The sequence below is a fragment of the Pseudoalteromonas sp. JC3 genome (assembly GCF_030291895.1).
GTDB lineage: Bacteria > Pseudomonadota > Gammaproteobacteria > Enterobacterales > Alteromonadaceae > Pseudoalteromonas.
Genome location: NZ_CP127855.1, coordinates 3,942,501 through 3,966,080, shown reverse-complemented (window position 1 = coordinate 3,966,080; position 23,580 = coordinate 3,942,501). Strand labels below are relative to the sequence as shown.

Genomic DNA, 23,580 nt, shown 5'->3' with positions numbered 1-23,580 from the left:
ACAAAAAAACGCCCAAACAAGGGGCGCTTTTGATAAAGGAATCTTTCTTAGGTTAGCCGCGAGGGCCTGCTGCTTTGATTGCTTCAGAAACATCGTATTTAGCGAAGTTTTCTTTGAAGTCAGCCGCAAGTTTAGCTGCATATTCCGCATACTTAGCCTGATCTTGCCATGTATTTACCGGATTAAGTAGCTTGCTATCAACACCTTCCACTGCCACTGGTACATCTAAATTTAGTGCCTCAATGTGCTGTGTCTCAACGCCCTCTAATGTATCGTTTACGATTGCATCAATCATGGCGCGAGTTGTTGGAATGTCAAAACGCTTACCAATGCCATAAGGACCACCAGTCCAACCTGTGTTTACTAGGTAAACTTTAGCGCCAAACTCACGCACGCGTTTCATTAGTAGCTCAGCGTACACGCCTGCTGGACGCGGGAAGAAAGGAGCACCAAAACAAGTTGAGAAAGTTGATTCGATATCAGAAGTTGAACCAATCTCAGTTGAGCCTACTTTCGCTGTGTAGCCACTAAGGAAGTGATAAGCTGCAGCTTCTTCGCTTAGGATTGAAACTGGAGGTAATACGCCGCTCACGTCACAAGTTAAGAATACAACTGCACGAGGCTCGCCCGCGCGGTTTTCAACTTTACGCTTTTCAACATGCTCAAGAGGGTAAGCTGCACGCGTATTTTGCGTTAAGCTTGAATCGGTATAATCAGGAGTACGCGTTTCATCTAGCACGACGTTTTCTAAAATAGTACCAAAACGGATTGCATCCCAAATAACAGGCTCGTTCTTTTGTGACAGGTCGATACATTTCGCATAACAACCGCCTTCAATGTTGAATACGCTACCAGGTGCCCAACCGTGCTCATCATCACCGATAAGAAAACGCTTAGGATCCGCAGAAAGCGTAGTTTTACCTGTTCCTGATAGACCAAAGAATAACGTTGTGTCACCAGCTTCGCCAACGTTTGCACTACAGTGCATAGGTAGCACACCTTTTGCTGGTAGTAAGAAGTTCTGTACAGAGAACATCGACTTCTTCATTTCACCGGCGTAATGCATACCTGCGATAAGCACTTTGCGCTGTGCAAAGTTGATGATAACGGTACCATCGCTGTTTGTACCATCACGCTCAGGATCACAAACAAAAGAAGGAACGTTCATCACCTGCCATTCAGGTAAATCAGTTTTGTTATAAGAGTTAGGTTCGATAAACATGTTTTTAGCGAAAATGTGGTGCCAAGCAGTTTCAGTCGTTACAACGACTGGTAAATAGTGCTCTGGATCCGCACCGACTTCTAAGTGAGAGACGAAGTGGTCATTTTCAAGAACGTGCGCTTCTACGCGAGCCCATAAAGCATCAAACTTAGCACCTTCGAATGGGCGGTTTACGTTACCCCATTGGATGTCATTTTCTGTGCTTGATTCTTTTACGATGAAACGGTCGTTTGGTGAACGTCCAGTACGACGACCAGTTTTTGCAACAAAAGCTCCATTTGCGGCTAAAGTGCCCTCGCCACGACGGATAGCGTGTTCGACAAGTTCAGCTGCGGTTAAATCGACAAAACGAGTAGCGCTTGAAGTCATGTTTATACCTAAAAAGTGAGAGTTGAACGGGATAGCTCTGGGGTACTCTTGCCCTTAGCTAAATTTATAGTAACAGATGAAATTGAGATATTCGAGCCTTTAGAGTGCTTAAAATTACATAAAAACGTCAAAAAACTTGAATAATTTCAATGATACCGGTGTCATAACTTTTGTATGTTTTATGACACCGGTATCACCCAATAGCCATAAAAAAACCGCCAAAAATGGCGGTTTCATTTTGTAATTAAGGGCTAAAGCGCAACTTAATTAAATAACGACTTAATATCTTGCTCGTTAAAAACGTAGTTTTTCAAGCAGTAATGACAGCTAATATTGACCTCGCCGTGTTTTTGCAAGTCTTCCATCAAGGCTTCTAGTCCGACATTGGCCAGCGCATTCTCGGTTTTCTCTCGGCTACATCCACATACAAACGAGATAGCTTGCGGTTCAAAAAGTTGAGGATTGTCTTCGTGATACAGTCTAGTTAGTACGGTATTGGCGTCTAAATCTAGTAGCTCTTCATCTTTAATCGTGTCGCTTAGTGCTTCAAGATGTTGGAAATCGGCAACAGACTTTTCTTTATTGACGGGCAGTACTTGTAAAAACAGACCTGCCGCTTTCACTTTATCGCCGACTAGGCTTGTTGCGAACCATAAACGGGTTTTCAATTGCTCAGATTGCTCGAAGTATTCTTCTAAACATTCGGCAAGTGATTCTTTAGAAAGGGGAACTATGCCTTGATAGCGTTCGCCTTTTGTCGGTGTAATGGTGATAACCATATACCCTTTGCCCATGAGCTCAGGTATAGATGATCCCAAAACCTCAGATTGCAGCCTTGCCACGCCACGCATCTGTTGTTTGTGATTACCATTGATCACCGCATATTTTACTGGACCATCACCTTGGAGCTGAACCGCAATGTCACCTTCAAATTTTAACGTAGCGGTCAGTAAACTGGTTGCAACCAATAACTCGCCTAATAGGTGTTGCACAGGCTCTGGGTAGTTGTGACCGCTAATGATGTCAGTAAAAGTCTGTTCTATTTGTACAAGCTCACCACGTACGTCTAGCTTGTCAAAAATATAACGATGAAGTAAATCAGTCTGCATCAATGAAAATCCTAGTTTGATTTCAATTTAAGTAATTCACGGCGTTGTTTCTTGTCCGGCTTAGTGGCAGGACGAGGCGCAAACAAGCTATTGTTTTGGCGCGCCAACGCGTTTTGCGTTCGTTTTTCAATGCTTGCTTCAGACTCTTCATAAAGAGTTTGAGCAATTGGAGCCGCTTGTCGCTTTTCCATGATTTTGAGTATGGTTACTTCTTTCTCTTCATATCCTTGGGCTAATTTCACTACCGCGCCGACTTCAACCGTTTTACTTGGTTTACAGCGTTGACCGTTGTAATGTACTTTGCCACCTTGGACCATATCGCGAGCAAGCGCTCGTGTTTTGTAAAAGCGAGCAGCCCATAACCACTTATCAATACGAACTTTCTGTTCAGATTGGTTGTTTTCCTGTTGGAGTTTTGTCACAATTCGTTAACTATTTGCTAGTGTGAAATTTAACCTAACAAATTTAGCATATTTCGTTATGCAAACAAAGTAGATGACAGGCACTAAACTTGTGAGTTAATCGCACTTTACCTAAAAAATGAACTAATATGAGTGTCTATGTTCCAAGGTTAAGTTTAGATTCAGTTAATTGGCCTACGGTGTACCTATTTAATTAAAAGTTTAACAAATGCACGCTTGTTGAAAAAATTTCGAGGCGGTACACTGGGGCGTTCAAGAAAATAAGAAAAGTATTATATGGAATTACAGTTACAACAGCTTCAGAAGTTTTGGCTTGGTTTGCCTCACGCAAAATTGAGTCGTATCATTGTTGTCCTGTCGGTTGTTTACGTTGCGTTTCTCTTTTCGCAATTATTTTGGTTGTTATGGCCAGTGCCACAAACACAACCCTTGCTTCCAGCATCACAACTGTATAGTCAATCAAGTAGCGGTATCACAAGCCAAGGAATTGTCGCTCAAAATTTGTTTGGTGAGGCAAATGCTAAGCCTGATACCAAACCACAGCCCGTGGTTTCTGATGCACCAGAAACAACGCTTAACGTTAGGCTAACCGGTATCGTAGCGGTAAGCCAAGATGATGGTGCGGGTCTTGCTATTATCGAGTCTCAGGGTCGCCAGGAGACCTACTCAGTTGATGCACCAATCACAGGCACTCGCGCTAAGCTTGCCCGAGTGTTACCTGATCGTGTGATTTTGGATGTCAGTGGGCGTTTTGAAACGCTGATGTTAGATGGTATAGAGTTTAGTCGCACTGTGGCGATGCCAACAAAGTCAAAGAAAATCGTCAACAGCACAGCTTCACCAACCCCATCTCGAAATGAACTAGCAAATCGTCGCCAGGAATTGCTCAGCGATCCAGGTAAATTATTTGATTATATTAAGATTGCTCCGGAACAGCGTAACGGCGAAGTTATTGGCTATCGTCTCTCACCTGGAAAGGATCCTGAATTGTTCGAACAGGTGGGGCTTAAAGCTAATGATTTAGCAATCGCAATTAATGGGTTTCAGCTCACGGATATGAAACAGGCTATGTCAGCTATTAATGAACTTAGAACGAGCACAGATGCGAACATCACGATTGAGCGAGACGGTCAAGTGATGGATGTGCAGTTTAGCCTGTAAAGTTACTAATTTTGGAGTTTTAGAATAATGGGTAAAAAGCTACACCTCACAAAAACCAAAAAAGGGTTAGCTAAGTATGCAACGCTCTTGATTGCTGCTGGTATTTCACTTTCTGTTTCTGCGGTTGAATATGCCGCGAACTTCAAAGGCACTGATATTAATGAATTCATTAATATCGTTAGTGATAAGCTGAATAAAACTATCATCATAGACCCTAACGTGCGCGGTAATATCAATGTTCGCAGTTATGAGCTGATGGATGAAAAGCTTTATTATCAGTTCTTTTTAAACGTGCTGGAAGTGTACGGTTATTCTGTTATTGAAATGGATAGCGGTGTGCTTAAGGTAGTTCGTAGTTCTGATGGTAAAAAGTCAAATGTACCTTTGGTATCTGGTGAAGAGCTAGGTAATGGTGACGTAATGGTAACACGCGTTGTTCGCGTGAAGAACGTTAGCGTGCAAGAGCTTGGTCCACTTATTCGTCAGTTCAGTGACCAAAAAGATGGTGGTCACGTAACCAATCTAAATTCAGCAAACGTGATGATGCTAACTGGCCACGCGTCCTCGGTGAATCGTCTAGTTGATATAATCAAAACGGTTGACCAAGCAGGTGATAAACGTGTTGATATCGTTAAGCTGAAGCATGCCACTGCTGAAGATGTTGTTAAAGTCGTTGAAAAGATTTTTCAAGACTCAGGGAAAGGCGGTGTACCAGACTTCCTTATCCCGAAAATTGTGTCAGATACCCGCACTAATAGCGTCATTGTCAGCGGCGAGTCACAGGCGCGTAGCCGAGCTGCTGAGCTTATAAAGCGTTTAGACGACGAGTTGCAATCCCAAGGCAATACTCAGGTCTTCTATCTGAATTACGCAAAAGCTGAAGATCTGGTTAAGGTTCTTCAAGGCGTGAGTAAATCGATTGAAGAAGAGCAAGCCGCAGGTCAGCAAGCAAGAACTCGCAGTAGTAGCAAAAATGAAACCAGCATTGAGGCGCATGAAGACTCAAACTCATTGGTGATAACGGCGCAGCCAGACACTATGCGTTCACTGAGTCAAGTTATTAAAAAACTGGATATCCGTCGTGCCCAAGTATTGGTTGAAGCGATTGTTGTTGAGGTTTCTGAAGCCGATGGTATTAACCTTGGCTTACAATGGATCTCTGAAAAAGGCGGTATGCTACAGTTTAATGACGGTACAACTGCACCAATTGGATCCATAGCGGTTGCTGCTGAGCAAGCTCGTGACAAAACAGTCACTAAAAATATAACAGGTACAGAATCTGGAAAAACAACAGAATATGATGAGACTGTTAAGGGCGATTTGACTGGGCTTGCCAAAGTTCTAGGCGGTATTAATGGGTTAGCCGCAGGTATTGTCAAGAATGATTGGGGTGCAATCATTCAAGCGGTAACTACTGATACCAACTCAAATATTCTTGCCACGCCATCGGTTACGACTATGGATAACGAAGAAGCGTCCATGATCGTCGGTGAAGAAGTGCCAATTGTTACGGGTTCAACGGCGAACGACAATAATTCAAACCCGTTCCAAACGGTAGACCGCCAAGAAGTGGGTATTAAATTAAAAGTAACCCCTCAGATTAACGATGGCACAGCGGTTCAACTGACGATAGAACAAGAAGTATCAAGCGTGAAAGGTGCGACGTCGGTGGATATTCGAGTGGCTAAACGTGCTATCAATACCACGGTTATCGCTGATGATGGCGGCATGGTTATCTTAGGTGGTCTGATTGATGAAACCGTTCAAGAAAGTGTATCTAAAGTACCACTATTGGGTGACATTCCAATATTAGGTCACCTATTTAGATCAACAGGGACTAAAAAGGAAAAACGCAATCTATTAGTATTCATTCGTCCGACTATTGTACGTGATAGCCGCAGTATGAATGAAATTAGCCATTCAAAATATAACTTTATCCGTGGTGAGCAGCATAAACAAAGAGAAGATGGCATTGAGCTAATGCCATTTGAAGACACGCCAATCTTACCTAAGTGGGATGATAAGCTTACTCTGCCTCCTACGTATGAAGAGTTCTTAAAAGAACAAAACAAAAAAGAGCGTGAAAATGATTGATGAGAAAGTCACGCCGGATTTAGGAGCTGAAGCTGAAGAGATGGCAGCGCAGCTGCAAAGCGCTGAGCCAATACTAGGTGAGGTGGCTGAAATGCCGCCCGTCCCAGCAATCACTTTACGTTTGCCATTTTCGTTTGCACGTCGCAAAGGGGTGTTACTCAGCCCTGATGGCGATCAGGCTAAGCTCTTTCACAAAGGTACGCTCGATCTTGAAACGTTGATGGAGGTACGCCGAGTTGCAGGAAAGACATTACATCTCGAAGCTTTAGATGAAGAACGCTTTGAGCATATGCTTGAGGCGTCTTATCAAAGAGACAGCTCTGAAACACAACAGATGATGGAAGACATCGGCAACGAGATGGACTTGTTCTCGCTTGCTGAAGAATTGCCACAAACAGAAGACCTGCTTGCAGCGGATGATGATGCGCCTATCATCAAGCTAATTAATGCCATGTTGAGTGAAGCGATAAAAGAAGGTGCATCGGATATTCATATCGAAACATTCGAGCAAGAACTAGTTATTCGCTTTAGGGTTGATGGTGTACTGAAAGAAGTCTTGAAGCCAAACCGTAAATTGTCTTCATTATTAGTTTCTCGTATCAAAGTAATGGCTAAGCTCGACATCGCAGAAAAACGTGTGCCGCAAGATGGTCGTATTAGTCTGCGGATCGCGGGACGAGCCGTGGATGTGCGTGTATCAACGATGCCATCAAGCTTTGGTGAACGAGTGGTGCTGCGTCTACTAGACAAAAATAATGCGCGATTAGATCTCGAAGATTTGGGCATGACCCAAGCAAACCGCGATGCGTTTGCAGAGATCATAGCCAAGCCTCACGGTATTATACTGGTTACTGGTCCAACGGGTTCAGGTAAGAGTACGACCCTGTACGCAGGCATGACACAAATCAATTCTAAGGATCGCAATATTTTAACGGTTGAAGATCCGATTGAATATGAGATCCCAGGCATTGGCCAAACACAAGTGAATCCAAAAGTGGATATGACATTCGCTCGAGGTTTACGTGCAATCCTACGTCAAGATCCCGATGTAGTGATGGTCGGTGAGATCCGAGATTTAGAAACCGCGCAAATTGGTGTTCAAGCATCTTTGACCGGTCACTTGGTATTATCCACACTACACACGAATACAGCCGCCGGTGCTATCACGCGTATGGAAGACATGGGTGTTGAGCCGTTTCTTTTGAGTTCATCACTGCTAGGCGTGCTGTCACAGCGATTGGTAAGAACGCTTTGCCCTAACTGTAAAGAAGCGCATTTGGCGGATGAACGAGAATGTGAACTACTGGGTGTGGCCAAAGACAGTGGCACGCAAATCTTCCGTGCAGTCGGCTGTGAAGAGTGTAACTTCAATGGTTACAAAGGCCGTACAGGTATTCATGAGCTTCTCATCGTTGATGAGCCCATCCGTGAACTTATTCATAACGGTAAAGGTGAGCAGGCGGTTGAGAAGTATATTCGTAAGCGTACGCCAAGCATCCGACAAGATGGCTGTTCGCGAGTACTTGCTGGTCAAACAACCTTAGAAGAAGTAATGCGTGTAACACGTGAGGAAGGCTAATGGCAGCGTTTGAATACCGCGCCTTAGATGATAAAGGCAAAGAGAAGAAAGGAATTTTAGAAGCAGACACGGCGAAGCAAGTTAGGCAGATGCTAAGAGAAAAAGCCATGATGCCACTTGAAGTTTTGCCTGCTGCGGAGAAAGATAAAAACCAAAGTAGTGGTGGTTTTACGCTTTTTAAAGGCTACCGTCCCTCGGTATCAGATCTTGCCTTGATCACGCGCCAGTTGGCAACCTTGATCCAATCCTCTTTACCTGTTGAAGCTGCGGTGATGGCTGTAGCTGAGCAATGCGAAAAGCCAAGACTAAAGCGTATGCTGATGGCGGTAAGATCAAAAGTCGTTGAAGGTTATACACTTGCAGATGGTATGTCGGAGTTTCCTCACGTATTTGATCACTTGTACCGCTCAATGGTTGCCGCTGGAGAAAAGTCAGGGCACTTAGATGAAGTACTAAATCGCTTGGCCGATTACACTGAACAGCGCCAGCATATGCGCAGCCAAATTACGCAAGCGATGGTGTATCCCATTATTTTGGTCATTTTTGCTATCGCGATTGTTTCCATTCTATTGGGAACGGTAGTACCAAAGATCTTGAAGACCTTTGAGAAATCTAAGCAAGCACTGCCTTGGACAACAGAGTGGGTTATGGCTGCCAGTAATTTTGTACAAAACTACTGGATGATCACATTGGCAGTGGTTGTCATTGGCACCTACGCGATTAAAAAAGCATTACAAAAACCTAAGATCCGCTTTTGGTATGATAGTAAGCTGCTGAGTTTACCAGGTCTTGGTAAGGTAACTCGCAGTGTCAATACTGCACGATTTGCGCGTACCTTAAGTATTCTCTCATCGAGTTCTGTTCCGCTACTTGAGGGCATGAAAATCTCAGGCCAAGTACTTGAGAACGAAAAAATCAAAGCCTCCGTTGCAGAAGCGGCGACTCGTGTGAGTGAAGGTGCAAGCCTTAGAGCGTCGTTGCAACAGACCAAAATGTTCCCACCTATGATGCTGCACATGATTGCCAGCGGTGAAAAGTCGGGTGAATTAGAACAGATGCTTGAGCGTGCAGCGAATAACCAAGAAAGAGAATTTGAAAGTATGGTAAATGTCTCGCTGAAGTTGCTAGAACCTGCGATGATAGCGACGATGGCAATTATTGTACTGTTTATAGTTATGGCGATTCTTCAGCCGATTATGGCGATGAACAAAGCCGTAGGATTGTAGTCAAAAAGGAAAGGCCATCGCATGTTTTTGCATGGTCATCAATAACAGCATTGAGGTAAACATTGTGAAAAAACAATCAGGTTTCTCACTACTAGAAGTGATGGTGGTACTTGTTATCATCGGTATGATCTTATCTATCGTTGCGCCTAACGTGATGGGTCAACAAGAAGAAGCAGCAAAAGAAAAGGCACGTCTAGATATTCGTCAGATTGAAGACGCAATGAAGATGTACAAACTAAAAAACAAACGCTATCCAACTACAGAGCAAGGCTTGGAAGCTTTGGTAACGCAAACCAATATTGACCCGGTACCAAAACGTTTCCCTGAAGGTGGCTTTATTTCTAAGCTTCCAGAAGATCCATGGGGTAATCCTTACCAATTAGTAAGTCCTGGCGAAATGAGCCAAATCGATATCTTTTCAATGGGTCCGGATGGCGAAGTTGGAACTGATGATGATATCGGTAACTGGGATACGGAAGACGAACGTTAATCTATGTTAGCACCTCTGCATAAACCGGCATTAGCTAAGGTAAAGGGCTTCAGTTTACTAGAAGTCCTTATTGTCTTGGTGATCATTGCTTTTTCAGTAAACCTCATTACTTATACCGTCAGTGATAGTGATGAGGAAGAGCTCGAAACCATGGCTATGCGTGTGCAGGGGACGATTAATCTTGCATCAGAATTTGCAGTACTAAATCAGGTTGAACTTGGTTTTCACTTAGATAAAGGTGTGATTGAGTTTTTGGTTTTTGACGGTGAGAAGTGGCGAACTTTCGAAGCCGACGATATCTACAAACCAATTGAGCTGCCTGAGCAGTACAAAGTGGAATTAATATTAGAAGATCTGCCTTGGTCTCAAGATAACTTACTTGAGCAAGCAAATTGGCGAGAGTTGATGAGTGGCGGCGACGACGACAATTTGCTTGAACTTAAAAAGCTCAAGATCCCGCAAGTACTTATTTTATCTTCCGGTGAAGTCAGCGCATTTAGATTAAGTGTGGAAAATAAAGAGCTTCAAGAGCCAATATTTTTTGTCGAAGGTGAATTTATGGCACCAGTAGGGCTGAAGCGGGAACCTGAAGAATGAACGCTAGAAAAAGCTTGGGCTTTACCTTACTTGAAGTCATGGTTGCGCTCAGTATTTGTGCTGTCGCTGGTATTGCTGCAATGCAAGCAACAAGCGAACATATAAACCATATCGGCTCGCTTGAAGAGCAGACCTATGCGTCGTGGGTGGCAGAAAATCGCTTGGTATTTTTGCGTGCGCAAGGCGATGACTGGCATGGGAAGAATGGTAACAAAGGCGAAGAGGAAATGGCCGGGGTCACTTGGTATTGGCAACAGCATATCCAACAAACCGCAGATCCTAGCTTTGTAAAGCTCACCGTGCACGTTTTCCGCGAACCTGAACTCAAAAACTCAGTGTATGACATCACCACTTTTATGTACCGGAGTAAGTAGTGACAGTGCATACACCTCAGCGTGGTTTCACGCTAATAGAAGTATTGTTGGCACTGGCTATTTTAGCGGTGGTGGTGACGGCGACTCACCAAATTTTAGATTCAACGCTGAAGGCCCAAGCTGCATCAGCGGAAAAAATTGCCGAAATTGAAGGTCTACAAACGACTTTCCGCTTGATGGATCAGGATTTTAATCAGATCACTAAGCGAGAAGTCAGAAATGAAGCAGGGGATTTTAGCCCAACTTATATCATCCATGGCCGGTATGAGCTTGAGAGCCAATATGATGGTATCGCTTTTGTTCGTGATGGTTGGACTAACCCTATTAGTTTATTGCCTCGCTCTGAACTGCAGGCAGTGGGCTATCGGGTTATCGATGACAAGCTTGAGCGTATTTATCGAATATACGTTGATCAGCTAGATGGAACAGAGCCACGCGCGCAGGTCATCTTGGAAGATGTCGAAGAATTAAAGTTTGAATTTTTGGACGACAAACTAAAATGGCAAGCTGATTGGAAGTCGAAATCGTTACCTAAAGCGATTAAAGTGACGTTGCAAAGAAAAGACTCGGATCCAATAAGCCGTTTATTTTTAACGCCAGGCAGTGGTGTTGCTGATGATAAGGGGCAACAGCCATGAAGCAGCAAGGTGCAGCGCTTGTTATCGTACTTTTCATCGTTGCATTGGCAGCGACAATTGCCGCTGAAATGGCGAGTAGTTTAATGGTGCAGGTACAAAAGGCCTCGAATATTCAAACTCAGCAACAAGCCAAGTGGTATAGCTATGGTGCTGAGGAATTAGTCAAAAGAGCGTTGATACAAGCGAAAAAAGATGATCCTGATACCGTTAATCTAGACCAGCCTTGGGCTCGTGAAGAAGTGCCTTACCCTGTTGACCATGGTACGTTGAGCGGTAAAGTTACAGACTTACAGGCATGCCTAAACCTGAATGCTTTGAGAGCAAAGTCACAAACAAATGGAAATGACCAAGGTGGTCAGCAGATTGGTGGAAAGAATACTAACCCAGCCCATGCTGCGCTATTGGAGCTTTTGAAGAATATTGAGGATTTGCCGAGTAACGAAAGCGAGGAAGCCCTTGCTGATAGTGTCTACGATTGGCTTGACGAAGATAGCATTACTTACCGCTCAGGGGCAGAAGAAGACGAGTATATGTCTAATCAGACGCCTTATTTAACGGCTAATAATTTGATGGCGTCTGTTAGTGAGCTACGCGTGATTAAGGGCTTTAACCCGCTGGTGATGGAAAAGATTAAGCCTTATGTTTGCGTGATCCCCGGAAGTGAGGAGCTTGCGGTAAACGTCAATACGATATTGCCAGAACAAGCGCTTTTACTCAGTGCGCTTATACCTGGTTTATCGAAGTCAGGTGCTGAAGCTATTATTTCTGCAAGACCAAAAAAAGGTTTTACCGATATTAATGAATTTTACACGGAAGTCGCGAATCAAGGGGTCAAAGACCCTAACAAGACTTCCAAAATTTTTACGATTAACAGCAATTATTTTCAGTTGCGAGCAACAGCTGTGTTTGATGAGCGACGCTTTTCTCTCACATCAATTATAGAAACAAAAGATGGTAAAGCGTACGTGCTTGCTCGTAAATTTGGAGGCGTAGAGTGACAGAACAATTATTGATCCGTGTGGATCAGTCACACCAGGCGACAATACACTGGTTAGTGTGGTCAACAGAACAACAACAAATTATTGCCAGTGGTGAATTAGAAGGGAGTGAACAGCTTGGTAGCCTTGCCGAAAAAGCGCAAACGAGACCAGTTGTTTTGTTACTACCAGCGACAGCGGTGCAGTTACGCACGCTAGAATTACCAGCAAAATGGAATAGGAAACTAGAGCAAGCCTTACCATTTATGCTTGAGGAACATGTCGCGACCGACATCGATGCGCTATTTATCGCAATTGGTAAACCGGGTATGAAAGCCGACACACATACTATCGATGTTGCGATTTGTGATAGCAGTTGGCTACAAAGCTGGTTTAGTGCCTTCGATGACGCAGGGATCAGTGTAAGTAAAGCGCTACCAGACGCCTTATGTCTGCCGCTTCATGAAGAGATGACTAGTGCCGTGCAGTTAGGGCAGCAATGGCTATTCAAACACAATGCTTGGCAAGTTGGCACTGCTGAACTTAGCTGGGTTAACGAGTACCTCGCCATTGCGGGTGTTGAGCAGCTGGCGCATTTTAGCCCTGCAAGTGATTTCTCAGAAACGATAGCGCTCACTGCGCAACAACAAGATTACGATTTACCTTTAGCCATCTTCGCGAAATCATTATCAAATATTGATTTTAATTTGCGTCAAGGTCGGTTCGCTGCGAAGAAAAAGCAACCGCAGTGGTGGCGTGATTGGCGCAGTGGCTTAATAGCGGCGAGCGTGGCAGTAGTGAGCTTTATCGCAATTAAAGGCACTCAACTGTATGTAATAAGTCATCAAGCTAATCAGCTAGAAACCCAAGCGGTTGCTATGTATCAACAGGCATTTCCAAATAAAGTAGTGCGTCCGCATTTATTGAAAAAACAGATCCAAAATGAGCTTGATGCTTTATCTGGTACGGAGCAAGGCGGCTTGCTCGAATTAACAAATCATTTTGTGGCCATTTATGAAGAGGTTGATGCTTTCGCTCCTGAAACGCTACGTTACGACAAACGTAGGAATGAACTCAGAATTAGAGCGCGCGCAAAAGAGTTCCAGATATTTGGTCAGGTCAAAGCAATTTTAGAGCAACGCGGTGTAAGCGTTGAACAGGGGGCCCTGAACAATGATGGTGACTTTGTGGTGGGTGAAATTCGTATTCGAGGTGCAGCATGAAGCAGCAAGCAGTTAACTATTGGCGTGGTTTAAAAGAGCAAGAACAAAAACTGCTGATCGTTGCCGGCGTTATTTTTGTCGTTTTTGTTCTGATAATGGGTATATTCAAACCTTTAAATCAGGCTGTCAGCGATGCCGAAGCTAAGCTAAAACGTAATCACGAGCTCGTAAATTGGGTTGGTCAAAGCGTGAATAAGCTGAAATCTAACAGCCCTGCACAGGTGATTAGCGGCGGTAATATCAGCCAGATAGTCAATAACACCCGTGGCCGCTTTCAAATCGATATCAGTAAAATGCAACCTAGTGGCGAAAGCCTGCGTTTAACCATCGATGATGTGGAATTTAATAAACTTGTTGCTTGGATAGATGAACTGACAAATAAGCATGGAGTAAAAGTAGAAAACCTAGACCTTACACAAGGGAATTTACCTGGCTTTGTGCGTGTTAGTCGCTTGGTTTTAGAGAAATAATTATGAAAAAAACACTATCTCTACTCATTATATTTTTACTCGCATTTATTATTTTTAGTGCTTTTACTATGCCAGCAGCGGTGTTGCTGCAAGTTTTTAAAGGTCAATTGCCAGCTAATTTGCAGCTAGGTGCAGTAAATGGTTCTGTTTGGCATGGTCAAGTGAGCGGTGTGAGATTCAATAACATTCAATTGAATCAGGTTCAGTGGGAGCTTGAACCGTCGGCTTTACTACTCGGTGATCTGGCAGGCAATGTACAGTTTGGTAATGCGAGAGATAAAAATGAGATCTCAGGAAAAGCTAATTTCTCATCGAATTTAGTCAGTAAATCAGTGATGGTAAATAATGCCTCACTTCGTTTCAGTGTTGAGCAGGCTATGGATCAAGTAACCCTGCCATTGCCGGTTGATGCCAAAGGGCGTGTTATCGTCAATGTGAAAAAGTACCAAAGTGGTGCACCATACTGTGAAGGGCTAAATGGTGAGATAAGTAGTCCAAATATTGATGTTAAAGGCATGAATGGTTGGTTTAGTATCGGCGACCTTAGTGGCCAGCTCGATTGTAAATCAGGAGATATTGCCGTGCTTGTTGACCCTGAAAATCGTCTGGGCTTACAGGCTGATGCGACACTTGCTGCCAATTTCCAGTTTCGCGTATCTGGTAATATTAAGCCAGATGCAAGTCTACCAAAAGAAGTACACGATGCGGTTAAGTTTTTGGGTAGACCGGATGGCGAAGGTCGTTACCCGGTAAATTTATAATATACTTCTGTCATATCAGACTTTAGTTAATCTAATCTCAGGTTAGTTATTAATATAAAAGTATTTTTGTAGGCGCTGATACGGCGCCTAAGTTCAAGGCAACACTATGCACGACTTCTCTTTTACTGCAGCTGATCAGCTGAATTTAGAAAACTACTTTTCTGCGCGCAAGCTTTCTATTGATATCGCTTTTTTACAAGGATATTTATTTGCTACCTGCATAGACCCGAACGGTATTGAGGTTGATAAGTGGCTTAAGACTTTAACCAATGCGGATCCAGAATTAGATGAGAGTATTGCGTTTGCATTGATGGCCTTACATCATGAGATTTCTGAGCAGGTATACGAAACTGAATTTCAATTGCCTTGGAATAGTGAAACACCACTTGAGCAAAAAATTAATTGGGCCGAAGGATTTTTAATGGCGGCAACGCCCTTTTACGAGCAATTGATGTCCAGTCCGCTCGCCGACGATATTAAACAAGCTTTGCAAGTGAGCACAGAACAACTAGGGCTCTTTGCACTTGGTGAGCAACAGTTAACGATTTACTGTGACAAAATAGGACAGTCACTGGTCGAGTTTCAACTAACTCAAGCGCAATTGGCTGACGAGTTTGCCGCATCTTATGCTGAGTTAGTCGAAGTTGCCGCAGTGAATAGTGGACTATTTGAATAACCTTTATGCGAGATCTAACTCGATAAATGTGCAACCCTGCTGGCATTGCGCCACAGCTCTATTTGACGTTGATTGGCTTAAACTGAGTGCTATGGGTTGCTGACAGCTTGGGCAATTGACAACACGTCCCTGACTAAGCTTTTTGATGAGTGCTTTTTGATCATTAAAGGATTTTGCCGACTTTTTATTTAATTGACTAAAGTCCATTATAATCCCTTTGCTTCATGAATGGCTTGCTCTGCAATTTCACAGATTTTGACGAGATCGGGGCCGTAAAAATACAAGTTATAGTCGTTTTCTTTACAATACTTGAGGTGGAAAAGCCTTACTTTTTCATCTGTTGCAAGGGCTTCATCAATATAGCGCTTTTCGTCATCTGTCATGGTAATTGCTTTTACTACGTTGGCTCTGGCGATTCTTGCAGCCGTACTGCGTTGTACTTTGCTGGACTCGCTTAGCACTTCAACGCCTTGACCGAGTAACCTATCTCTTGGCTCTTTAATCAATGGATGATCCACAGTAAACAGAGCAACGACTATAATGGCTAATACTAAGAATTTTTTCATAATCTGACGCTGATTTGATCTAGCTAACAAAAATCTTGTTCCTAGTGTAATAAACTTGTCTGTCAGGTCGCAACAGGTCTCTCATCATTTATGGTGGGTTTTAGCTCAACTTACTATTAATCATAGGGTTTCAAAGCGTATAATAGTAAGCGCTAAACTATGTCATGGGGCACATTGCAATAGTTTAGCCTGTATTTTTCAAGGTCACTGTAGCAAGTGCATCTCGTTCCAAAGCACTAAGGAGCTTCCATGGAGAACGAAAGAATCAAGGTTAAAAACATACCGTCTGAAGTAAAAATTCAAAAGCCAATAGGTGGCACTGAAGGGAAATCGCTCAATAGCTCTACGCCCGATCGTTTTAATCCTCGTAATCGCATATATGTCCGGGCGGTGTCTGGCCTACATCAACTGCTAAGAAGGCGTATCGGCTTTATTGGTATGTTGGCATTTATGGCTTTACCTTGGTTAAACTTTCACGGCCATCAAGCGGTGTTGTTCGATATTTTTGAGCAGAAGTTCAATATTTTTGGCATGACACTATGGCCACAAGATCTGACTATCTTTGCTTTTATTCTGATGATAGCGGCATTTGCTCTGTTCTTGGTGACCACCTTCTATGGCCGGGTATGGTGCGGCTACACCTGTCCGCAAACCGTTTGGACGTTTATTTTTATTTGGTTTGAAGAAAAATTTGAAGGAACAGCAAACCAACGGAAAAAACTAGATCAGAGACCGATGGATTTTGACAAGTTTTGGCGAAAAACGGCAAAACACGGTAGCTGGATACTCTTTTCACTGTATACCGCAATCACTTTTGTTGGTTACTTTACCCCGATCCGCTCATTGCTCCCTGATTTACTTACTTTTTCAGCAGGTTTTTATTCCGTCATTAGCATCATCGTGTTTACCATTTGTACTTATGGTAATGCCGGTTGGATGAGGGAAATTATGTGTTTACACATCTGTCCTTACTCTCGCTTCCAATCAGCCATGTTTGATAAGGATACGTTTACCGTCGCTTATGATAGCGAACGAGGTGAAAGTCGCGGTCCTCGAGGACGCAAGCAAGATCCAAAAGAGCTAGGTCTAGGAGATTGTATTGATTGTAACCTGTGTGTTCAGGTGTGTCCTACCGGTATCGATATTCGTAATGGTTTGCAATATGAATGCATCAACTGTGGTGCGTGTATTGATGCCTGTGATGGTGTTATGGATAAGATGAACTACCCGCGCGGATTAATTGCTTACACTACAGAGCGCAATTTAGAATCATCTAGCGAAAAGACCAAACCAGTACGTGGTAAATTAATCGGTTATTTAATGATCCTGGTCGTTATCACTGGTGCATTAGTTGCGAATATTGCGATGCGTAAGCCGATGGATCTTGATATTATTCGGGATAGAAATCAACTTTATCGTGTCAATATTGAGGGATTGGTAGAAAATACCTATACCTTGAAAGTGATAAACAAAGCGCAAGTTGAGCAGAAATTTTCTATTGCAATAACGGGTCTAAGTAATTATCAGGTGATCGGTAAGCATGAGGTGCACTTAGCTGCAGGCACGACATTAGATGTGCCACTCTCTGTTGTGATTGATCCATATGATTTGAAAAAGCCAGTAACCGAATTTGAGTTTGTGCTTATTAACCAAGAAGATCCAGAAGAGCGGCTGGCGCAGCCGACCAATTTCTTCAAAGGAAGATAATAGAGTAAGGTAAAAGCGAGGTATAAAACCTCGCTTTTTTATAAACATTATGAACGATTTTAGTTTTAACGCACTGACACCGGATCTTATTTTAGATGCGATTGAGGCACTTGAGATATATCCTACAACGGGGTTATTGGCCCTGAACAGCTATGAAAACCGTGTTTATCAATTTGGTGCTGAGGACGGCAAGCGTTATGTAGTGAAGTTTTACCGTCCAGCGCGTTGGACGGATGAACAAATTCTTGAAGAGCATGAGTTCGCGCTGGCAGCGAAAGAAGCTGAAGTGCCAGTTGTGGCACCTTTAATTATTGCTGGGCGTAGTCTGCACTTTCATGAAGGTTACCGCTATACGTTGTTTCCAAGCGTTGGTGGACGCCAGTTCGAACTCGATAATCTAGACCACTTAGAAATTTTAGGTCGCTATCTAGGGCGCTTGCATTGTCTGTCGGCTGAGCGAGCATTCGAGCATAGACCACAGCTCAATACCCAGCGTTTTTTGGTTGATGCGCAACAAACACTGCTAAAAAGCCAGCTAGTACCTAGTCATCTACATACTCCATTTGTTACTATTCTTGAGCAAGTTATTAACAAAGCAACCTCAAAGTATCAAGTTACTAAAACACTTCGGCTTCATGGGGATTGTCATGCTGGAAATTTATTGTGGTCTAGAGATCAATTGATGTTGGTGGATCTTGATGATTGTCAGCAAGGCCCTGCAATACAAGACTTGTGGATGATGTTAAATGGCGACCGCAACGAGCAATTGGTACAGTTAGACACCCTGCTTATGGGTTACGAAGAATTTATGCCGTTTGATTCAAAAGAGCTTGCGTTAATTGAGCCGCTACGTGCCATGAGAATGGTGAATTATATGGCTTGGTTGGCACAGCGCTGGCAGGATCCTGCATTCGAACGGAACTTTTCTTGGTTTGCGACAGACAAATACTGGGAACAACAGATCCTAGCGTTAAAAGAGCAATTTGCCGCATTAGATGAACCAAGTTTGAGCCTATTTCCTTAAAATTAGAGAGAGTAACATGCTAAAGAAATTCAGAATCGCATTAGTCGCACTATTTTTGCCTATTGCAGCAATGGCTTCAGACTTTACCGAAGGTGAGCACTACACGACCTTAACAACCGAACAGAGTAAATCAGAGAAAGTTACCGAGTTTTTCTCTTTTTACTGTCCTCACTGTTTCCGCTTTGAGCCAATTGCAAAAGCGATTGAAAAGAATTTACCAAAGGAAGCTCGCTTTGAAAAAAGCCATGTAAACTTCCTACGAGGTATTCCTACAGAGACGCAAAGTAATCTTAGCTATGCCTATATTATTGCCGAGCAAGAAGGCAAAGCGGATGTGATTGCTGAGAAGATTTTCAATACTATTCATGTTGAAAGAAACAAACTGTTAGACATTAAAGATTTGAAAACGCTAATGGAGTTAAATGGGATTTCTGCTGAAAAGTTTGAGCAGGCTGTAACGAGTATGCCTGTCGTGAGTGCTGAAAATAACATGCTTAAAGCACAAAATAAGTTTTCTGACGCGGGTGCACTAACAGGCGTTCCAACTTTTATCGTAAATGACAAATACAGAATCGAAATGAAAGGTATCAAGAGCCAAGAGCAGCTTGATGAATTGATCGCATATCTATTAAAAAAATAAGGACTGGAGAAAGTTAGTATGTTGAAAGTATTAAAAGGCTTAGCGGTTGCACTAATGCTTCCTCTTCTTGCTCAGGCTGCGCCATTTGAAGAAGGTGTGCATTATGAAGTTATTGCCGAGCGTGGCACGAAAAAGCCTGAGGTAATGGAGTATTTTTCTTTTTATTGTCCAGCCTGTAACGCAATGGAAAATTTAATCGTTGACGTTAAACCAAAGCTGGACGAGGGCGTTAAGTTTAAAAAGAGCCATATAGATTTTGTTGGTCCAAGAGAGCCTGAGATCCAACAGGTGTTGGCACAAGCACTTGCAACTGCTGAAGTGCTGCCACAAAAAGACAAGATAGTTGCAGCCATGTTTAATCATATCCATGGCAAGCGCGCAAAAATCAATGAACTTGCTGATGTAAAAGATATCTTTATTGCACAAGGTGTTGAAGAAGAGAAGTTTGATAAACTTTATGCCAGTTTCTCTGTTCGTACTAAAGCTTCAAAAATGCAACGAATGCAGAAGACACTTTCTGATAAAGGCGCGCTAACAGGGGTACCAATGTTCGTGGTGAACGGTAAATACAAGCTATTACTTCGTGAATCTGGTACGACTAAGCCTGAGCAAATTGCTGCTTTGGTGAATTATTTAGCAAAGAAATAAAATCTAATTTGTATTAGACTAGCCCTGCAATTATTGCGGGGCTTTTTTATGTTTAAAATTTTAGTTTCTAGCTGTTTATTAGGTTATCCGGTGAGGTATGACGCCTCTTCACAAAGCCTTCAAGATAATACCTTGCAGTATTGGCGGCAAAAAAATTGGGTCTTACCGCTGTGCCCCGAAGTATCTGGTGGTTTACCAACACCTCGCCCATCGGCTGAAATAGCAGATGGTAAAGTTTTGAGTAAACAAGGGGATGATTTTACCACCGCGTTTGAACTCGGTGCTAAAAAAGCGCTAGCGGCTTGTCTTCAGCACGATATAAAGTTTGCGTTGTTAAAAGAGTCCAGTCCGTCTTGCGGCAGCAATCTGATTTACGATGGTAGTCATACAGGTAAAAAAATAGTAGGGCAGGGGCTAACGGCGTCTTTATTACAGCAATCCGGTATTCAAGTCTTTAGCGAAACTCAACTGCCAGCACTTATCACAGCGATGGCAGCCAGTCGTTAATCGTTAGAGATCACTTTCTCACTAAGTAAACGCCAGATTCAATATGATGGGTATAAGGGAACTGATCGAAAATTGCCATGCGTGCGATTTTATGTGTTTCACATAACAAGGCTAAATCACGCTCTAATGTGTCTGGATTACATGAGATATAAATAATGTTGTCGTAGTTGCTGACTAAGCGACAGGTTAATTCATCCATACCAGCACGAGGCGGGTCGACAAGAATCGTTTGGCAATCATAGGACTGTAAATCAATACCATCTAATCGAGAAAACTTCTGCCCTTTCATGGCTTGTGTAAACTCTTCACTCGACATGCGAATAATATCTAAGTTATCGACTTTGTTTGCTGCAATATTAAATTGTGCAGACTTTACTGATGATTTAGAGATCTCCGTAGCCAGCACTTTATTGAATGAACCAGCCAACGCAATTGAAAAGTTACCGTTACCACAATAAAGCTCAAGTAGATCGTTGCTTAGCGGTTCACTGATGGACTGCGCCCAAGCTAGCATTTTCTGATTCACTTCCGCATTCGGTTGCGTAAAGCTGTTCTCAACCTGCTGATAAATATACTCTTTACCGTTAACGCTTAGTTTTTCAGTTACATAGTCGTTGCCAAACACAACCTTTTGTTTTCTAGCACGACCGATAAAATCAACTTTATAGGTTTGTTGCAACTCGGCTCTCAATGTCTGCATCGCGGTTTGCCACGCTTCATCTAACTGCTTGTGATAAAGCAAGCTGATCAGTACTTCACCACTCAGTGTCGTGAGGTAGTCGATCTGAAACAGTTTACGACGCAATATTTCGTTGCCTTTCAGCTGATGTATCATCACCTGCATCATTTCATTGACAAGCGGCGCACCAGGATCAAAGCTATCAACACGGATCTTTTCTTTTGTTTGCTGGTCAAACATGATGTGAAACAGATCTTCACCCTCATGCCATACTCTAAATTCACAGCGCTGGCGGTAATGGCGAGTTGCAGATTCATACACTTCAAGTGCAGGTGCATCAAACTGTGCAAATTGTGTTGTGATACGCTCAGCTTTATCTGCTAACTGTTGCTCGTATGCTGAATCATCAATTTTTATTACTGCCATGCTAAAACCATCTATGTTGAATTAAGAGGCGCTATTTTAGGGAGCGTTGCTAATTTGTCCAGTCTAGCATCACTGATGCGTCTGGTTTGCTGTTTTTTTAATCATTATACTTTAGCTTTGCGCAAATATGCCGATAATCTAACTAATATATTGGAGGGCATACCATGAAAATCGGGCAATTAAATCAGTTGCTCAATCCAGCGATGCAGCATAAGCCTGGAAAGAGCAAAGGGATAGGACCAAATATCCAAATTAATTCGGACAGCTATGCGGGGAATAAATCTAAGCTAGCAGCTAAAATTCTTGATGATAAGCTTGCAGAAGCGTTGGGGATTGAGAAGCCGACACAAGATAAAAAAGACAAGCCACTATTTGATTTTGAATCTATTGTCAAAAATGTACTCGATTTTGTTCAGGGTGCAGTGAAGAAAGCCAAAGTCGACGGCAAAAATGATGACGAATTGAAATCCATGCTAGATGGGGCACGTAAGGGCGTGCTGCAGGGTATTGATGAAGCCAGCGAAGAGTTAAAAGGCATGGGCGCTTTCAATTCCGACATCGAAGATGGTATTGAAAAATCACGAGAAGGGATTTTTAAAGGTTTAGATGATTTTGAAAAAGAATTATTTGAAGAAAAGTCGTCAAAGGCATTAGCGATCAGTGCCGCACAGTTTGCGAGTCTTTCTAATCAGGCTGAATATGCATTTACTACAGCTGAAGGGGATGAAGTCGTTATTTCATTCTCCGATGCGTATGCTCAGGGAGCCGCTGCGAGTGTTGCGCAAAAAGGTAATGATTATGGCATGGCATATGGCACTAAGTCCTCTCACGAAGTCAGTTTCTCAATTAAGGTAAATGGTGAGCTGAACGAAGAGGAGCAGCAGGCAATTAACGATATGATGGAAGATATCCGTAATGTCAGTGATTCTTTTTTCGGTGGTGAATACGATGAAGCTTTCGATTTGGCAAAGTCGCTTAGCTTAAACTCAGATCAGATCACTAATTTCACGATGGATTTAAGACAAAGTAAAACATCTGCTGCGATTGCTCAATATCAGCAAGGCAATCCAATGAAAGACTTAGAGAAGGCATTTATGCCACTGAATAAGCAGTTAGCAGATGTGCAAGAGCAAGCTAAGGGACTCAATGCCGATAATGAGTTGCCAAACCTGCTTGCTTGGATGAATGAAGGTCAGTCGAGACTAAATGAATTTTTGGATTATGCTAGTAGCTTTTTTAGTAAACTGAATGAACTAAATAAAGAGCAAGTTGAGCAAAAACAAACAAGCTAAGCCAGTTTATTTTCGCGAGGACTCATGGCAAACTTCATACTTCATTGATTTGAGGTATGAAGTTTGTCGCATATTTTGGTTTTCGATTCGGGGATCGGTGGCACCAGTGTGCTGTCGCACTTAAAGGCATGTTTGCAGGGGGTTTCATTTAGTTATGTTATGGACAACGCTTTTCTCCCATATGGCCTTCAGCCTCAAGAGCTAATCAAATCACGTATCAAGGGACTTATTCGTTGGCAACAGCAATACTTGGGCAATGTTGATCTTATCGTTATTGCATGTAATACCGCTTCAACATACGCGTTGGAAGAAGCCAGAAAACATACCCAGATTCCAATTATAGGTGTTGTTCCTGCTGTTAAGCCTGCTGCGTCTAGTTCAAAGACCAAGCACATCGCACTATTGGCAACACCGGCAACGTCAAATAATGCTTATACACATAAGCTCATCATGGATTTTACCTCAGGTTGTAAAGTTGAAACTTTGCATTCAACGGAGCTTGTAAGGATCGCTGAGCACTTTTATTGGCATAACGAGTTGGATAAAGAGGCACTTTGCGCGGAAATAGACCGGCTTTACATTCCAGCCACTGTTGATAGGCTAGTGTTGGGATGTACACATTTTCCGTTGATAGCTCACGATATCAAGAATTGCTTACAGAAGCATGTGGAGCTGGTTGATTCTGGCAAAGCAATAGCCAATC

At 42.9% G+C, this 23,580-nt stretch carries 26 protein-coding genes (1 of these 26 cut by a window edge); 20 read left to right on the top strand and 6 right to left on the bottom strand.

All coding sequences use genetic code 11. The features are described 5' to 3' along the window. Window positions 1-52: 52 nt before the first annotated feature. The 3 genes from QSH61_RS17290 to hslR form a co-directional block, all read right to left on the bottom strand. Window positions 53-1,591, bottom strand: coding sequence for a phosphoenolpyruvate carboxykinase (locus tag QSH61_RS17290; RefSeq protein WP_206471523.1), 1,539 nt, complete (start codon window positions 1,589-1,591; stop codon window positions 53-55). A 263-nt stretch (window positions 1,592-1,854) separates the two neighbouring features. Continuing rightward, window positions 1,855-2,700, bottom strand: a complete 846-nt coding sequence (hslO, locus tag QSH61_RS17285; protein ID WP_010604366.1) for an Hsp33 family molecular chaperone HslO — start codon at window positions 2,698-2,700, stop codon at window positions 1,855-1,857. Window positions 2,701-2,711: 11 nt separating this feature from the next. Then, window positions 2,712-3,122 carry a ribosome-associated heat shock protein Hsp15 gene (gene hslR / locus QSH61_RS17280; protein WP_010378496.1) on the bottom strand — a complete coding sequence of 137 codons (411 nt, stop codon included), beginning with the start codon at window positions 3,120-3,122 and terminating at the stop codon, window positions 2,712-2,714. 276 nt (window positions 3,123-3,398) lie between these two features. Here hslR and gspC point away from each other — a divergent pair, with 276 nt between their 5' ends. From gspC to QSH61_RS17215, 13 genes are all read left to right on the top strand, one after another. Further along, window positions 3,399-4,283 carry a type II secretion system protein GspC gene (gene gspC, locus QSH61_RS17275; RefSeq protein ID WP_010604367.1) on the top strand — a complete coding sequence of 295 codons (885 nt, stop codon included), beginning with the start codon at window positions 3,399-3,401 and terminating at the stop codon, window positions 4,281-4,283. Between the two features lie 27 nt (window positions 4,284-4,310). Continuing rightward, window positions 4,311-6,377 (top strand): type II secretion system secretin GspD, encoded by a 2,067-nt coding sequence (gene gspD, locus QSH61_RS17270; RefSeq protein ID WP_010604368.1) that lies wholly within the window; start codon window positions 4,311-4,313, stop codon window positions 6,375-6,377. A 91-nt stretch (window positions 6,378-6,468) separates the two neighbouring features. Further along, window positions 6,469-7,956 carry a type II secretion system ATPase GspE gene (gene gspE, locus QSH61_RS17265; protein ID WP_174171065.1) on the top strand — a complete coding sequence of 496 codons (1,488 nt, stop codon included), beginning with the start codon at window positions 6,469-6,471 and terminating at the stop codon, window positions 7,954-7,956. Beyond that, entirely contained in the window at window positions 7,956-9,182 is a 1,227-nt protein-coding gene (gspF, locus tag QSH61_RS17260; RefSeq protein WP_206471522.1) for a type II secretion system inner membrane protein GspF, read from the top strand. Before gspE ends, gspF begins: the two co-directional genes overlap by 1 nt. 64 nt (window positions 9,183-9,246) lie before the next feature. Further along, window positions 9,247-9,672 (top strand): type II secretion system major pseudopilin GspG, encoded by a 426-nt coding sequence (gspG, locus tag QSH61_RS17255; protein ID WP_026001105.1) that lies wholly within the window; start codon window positions 9,247-9,249, stop codon window positions 9,670-9,672. 3 nt (window positions 9,673-9,675) lie between these two features. After that, window positions 9,676-10,269: a prepilin-type N-terminal cleavage/methylation domain-containing protein gene (locus QSH61_RS17250; RefSeq protein ID WP_010604370.1), complete on the top strand. Its 594-nt coding sequence runs from the start codon at window positions 9,676-9,678 to the stop codon at window positions 10,267-10,269. Then, window positions 10,266-10,643, top strand: a complete 378-nt coding sequence (gspI, locus tag QSH61_RS17245) for a type II secretion system minor pseudopilin GspI (RefSeq protein ID WP_206471521.1) — start codon at window positions 10,266-10,268, stop codon at window positions 10,641-10,643. Before QSH61_RS17250 ends, gspI begins: the two co-directional genes overlap by 4 nt. After that, on the top strand, window positions 10,643-11,281 hold the full coding sequence (gene gspJ / locus QSH61_RS17240; RefSeq protein WP_010604372.1) for a type II secretion system minor pseudopilin GspJ: 639 nt from the start codon (window positions 10,643-10,645) through the stop codon (window positions 11,279-11,281). Before gspI ends, gspJ begins: the two co-directional genes overlap by 1 nt. Next, window positions 11,278-12,279: a type II secretion system minor pseudopilin GspK gene (gspK, locus tag QSH61_RS17235; protein ID WP_206471520.1), complete on the top strand. Its 1,002-nt coding sequence runs from the start codon at window positions 11,278-11,280 to the stop codon at window positions 12,277-12,279. Before gspJ ends, gspK begins: the two co-directional genes overlap by 4 nt. Beyond that, window positions 12,276-13,481, top strand: coding sequence for a type II secretion system protein GspL (gspL, locus tag QSH61_RS17230; RefSeq protein ID WP_206471519.1), 1,206 nt, complete (start codon window positions 12,276-12,278; stop codon window positions 13,479-13,481). The genes gspK and gspL overlap by 4 nt, the downstream gene beginning before the upstream one ends. Then, entirely contained in the window at window positions 13,478-13,951 is a 474-nt protein-coding gene (locus tag QSH61_RS17225) for a type II secretion system protein M (RefSeq protein ID WP_010604375.1), read from the top strand. Before gspL ends, QSH61_RS17225 begins: the two co-directional genes overlap by 4 nt. Before the next feature lie 2 nt (window positions 13,952-13,953). Beyond that, the gene (locus QSH61_RS17220; protein ID WP_010604376.1) at window positions 13,954-14,712 is read left to right on the top strand and encodes a type II secretion system protein N; all 759 of its coding nucleotides are present in this window, start codon (window positions 13,954-13,956) and stop codon (window positions 14,710-14,712) included. A gap of 106 nt (window positions 14,713-14,818) precedes the next feature. Next, on the top strand, window positions 14,819-15,388 hold the full coding sequence (locus QSH61_RS17215) for a UPF0149 family protein (protein WP_174171060.1): 570 nt from the start codon (window positions 14,819-14,821) through the stop codon (window positions 15,386-15,388). Window positions 15,389-15,391: 3 nt separating this feature from the next. On the opposite strand, the gene QSH61_RS17210 is transcribed toward QSH61_RS17215, so the two are convergent. Beyond that, window positions 15,392-15,595: a hypothetical protein gene (locus QSH61_RS17210; protein WP_010604378.1), complete on the bottom strand. Its 204-nt coding sequence runs from the start codon at window positions 15,593-15,595 to the stop codon at window positions 15,392-15,394. After that, on the bottom strand, window positions 15,595-15,954 hold the full coding sequence (locus QSH61_RS17205; RefSeq protein WP_026001103.1) for a hypothetical protein: 360 nt from the start codon (window positions 15,952-15,954) through the stop codon (window positions 15,595-15,597). Before QSH61_RS17205 ends, QSH61_RS17210 begins: the two co-directional genes overlap by 1 nt. 249 nt (window positions 15,955-16,203) lie before the next feature. Between QSH61_RS17205 and ccoG the strand changes: the two genes are divergently transcribed. The 5 genes from ccoG to QSH61_RS17180 are packed head-to-tail and all read left to right on the top strand — an operon-like array spanning window position 16,204 to window position 20,480. Further along, entirely contained in the window at window positions 16,204-17,661 is a 1,458-nt protein-coding gene (gene ccoG, locus QSH61_RS17200; protein WP_102057652.1) for a cytochrome c oxidase accessory protein CcoG, read from the top strand. A 49-nt stretch (window positions 17,662-17,710) separates the two neighbouring features. Then, window positions 17,711-18,685 (top strand): serine/threonine protein kinase, encoded by a 975-nt coding sequence (locus QSH61_RS17195; RefSeq protein WP_206471518.1) that lies wholly within the window; start codon window positions 17,711-17,713, stop codon window positions 18,683-18,685. 16 nt (window positions 18,686-18,701) lie between these two features. Next, window positions 18,702-19,325 carry a thiol:disulfide interchange protein DsbA/DsbL gene (locus tag QSH61_RS17190; protein ID WP_206471517.1) on the top strand — a complete coding sequence of 208 codons (624 nt, stop codon included), beginning with the start codon at window positions 18,702-18,704 and terminating at the stop codon, window positions 19,323-19,325. Window positions 19,326-19,343: 18 nt separating this feature from the next. Further along, window positions 19,344-19,973 carry a thiol:disulfide interchange protein DsbA/DsbL gene (locus tag QSH61_RS17185; RefSeq protein WP_010604382.1) on the top strand — a complete coding sequence of 210 codons (630 nt, stop codon included), beginning with the start codon at window positions 19,344-19,346 and terminating at the stop codon, window positions 19,971-19,973. Between the two features lie 48 nt (window positions 19,974-20,021). Continuing rightward, on the top strand, window positions 20,022-20,480 hold the full coding sequence (locus tag QSH61_RS17180; RefSeq protein WP_069023300.1) for a 2-thiouracil desulfurase family protein: 459 nt from the start codon (window positions 20,022-20,024) through the stop codon (window positions 20,478-20,480). 10 nt (window positions 20,481-20,490) lie between these two features. On the opposite strand, the gene trmA is transcribed toward QSH61_RS17180, so the two are convergent. Further along, on the bottom strand, window positions 20,491-21,585 hold the full coding sequence (gene trmA, locus QSH61_RS17175; protein WP_010604384.1) for a tRNA (uridine(54)-C5)-methyltransferase TrmA: 1,095 nt from the start codon (window positions 21,583-21,585) through the stop codon (window positions 20,491-20,493). 164 nt (window positions 21,586-21,749) lie between these two features. Between trmA and QSH61_RS17170 the strand changes: the two genes are divergently transcribed. Both QSH61_RS17170 and murI read left to right on the top strand, forming a co-directional pair. Beyond that, window positions 21,750-22,877: a DUF5610 domain-containing protein gene (locus QSH61_RS17170; RefSeq protein WP_206471516.1), complete on the top strand. Its 1,128-nt coding sequence runs from the start codon at window positions 21,750-21,752 to the stop codon at window positions 22,875-22,877. A 63-nt stretch (window positions 22,878-22,940) separates the two neighbouring features. Next, window positions 22,941-23,580: the 5' portion of a glutamate racemase gene (gene murI / locus QSH61_RS17165; RefSeq protein WP_206471515.1), read on the top strand. Its footprint extends 137 nt past the window's final position; the window shows 640 of its 777 coding nt (coding positions 1-640); the start codon lies at window positions 22,941-22,943; the stop codon falls past the right edge of the window.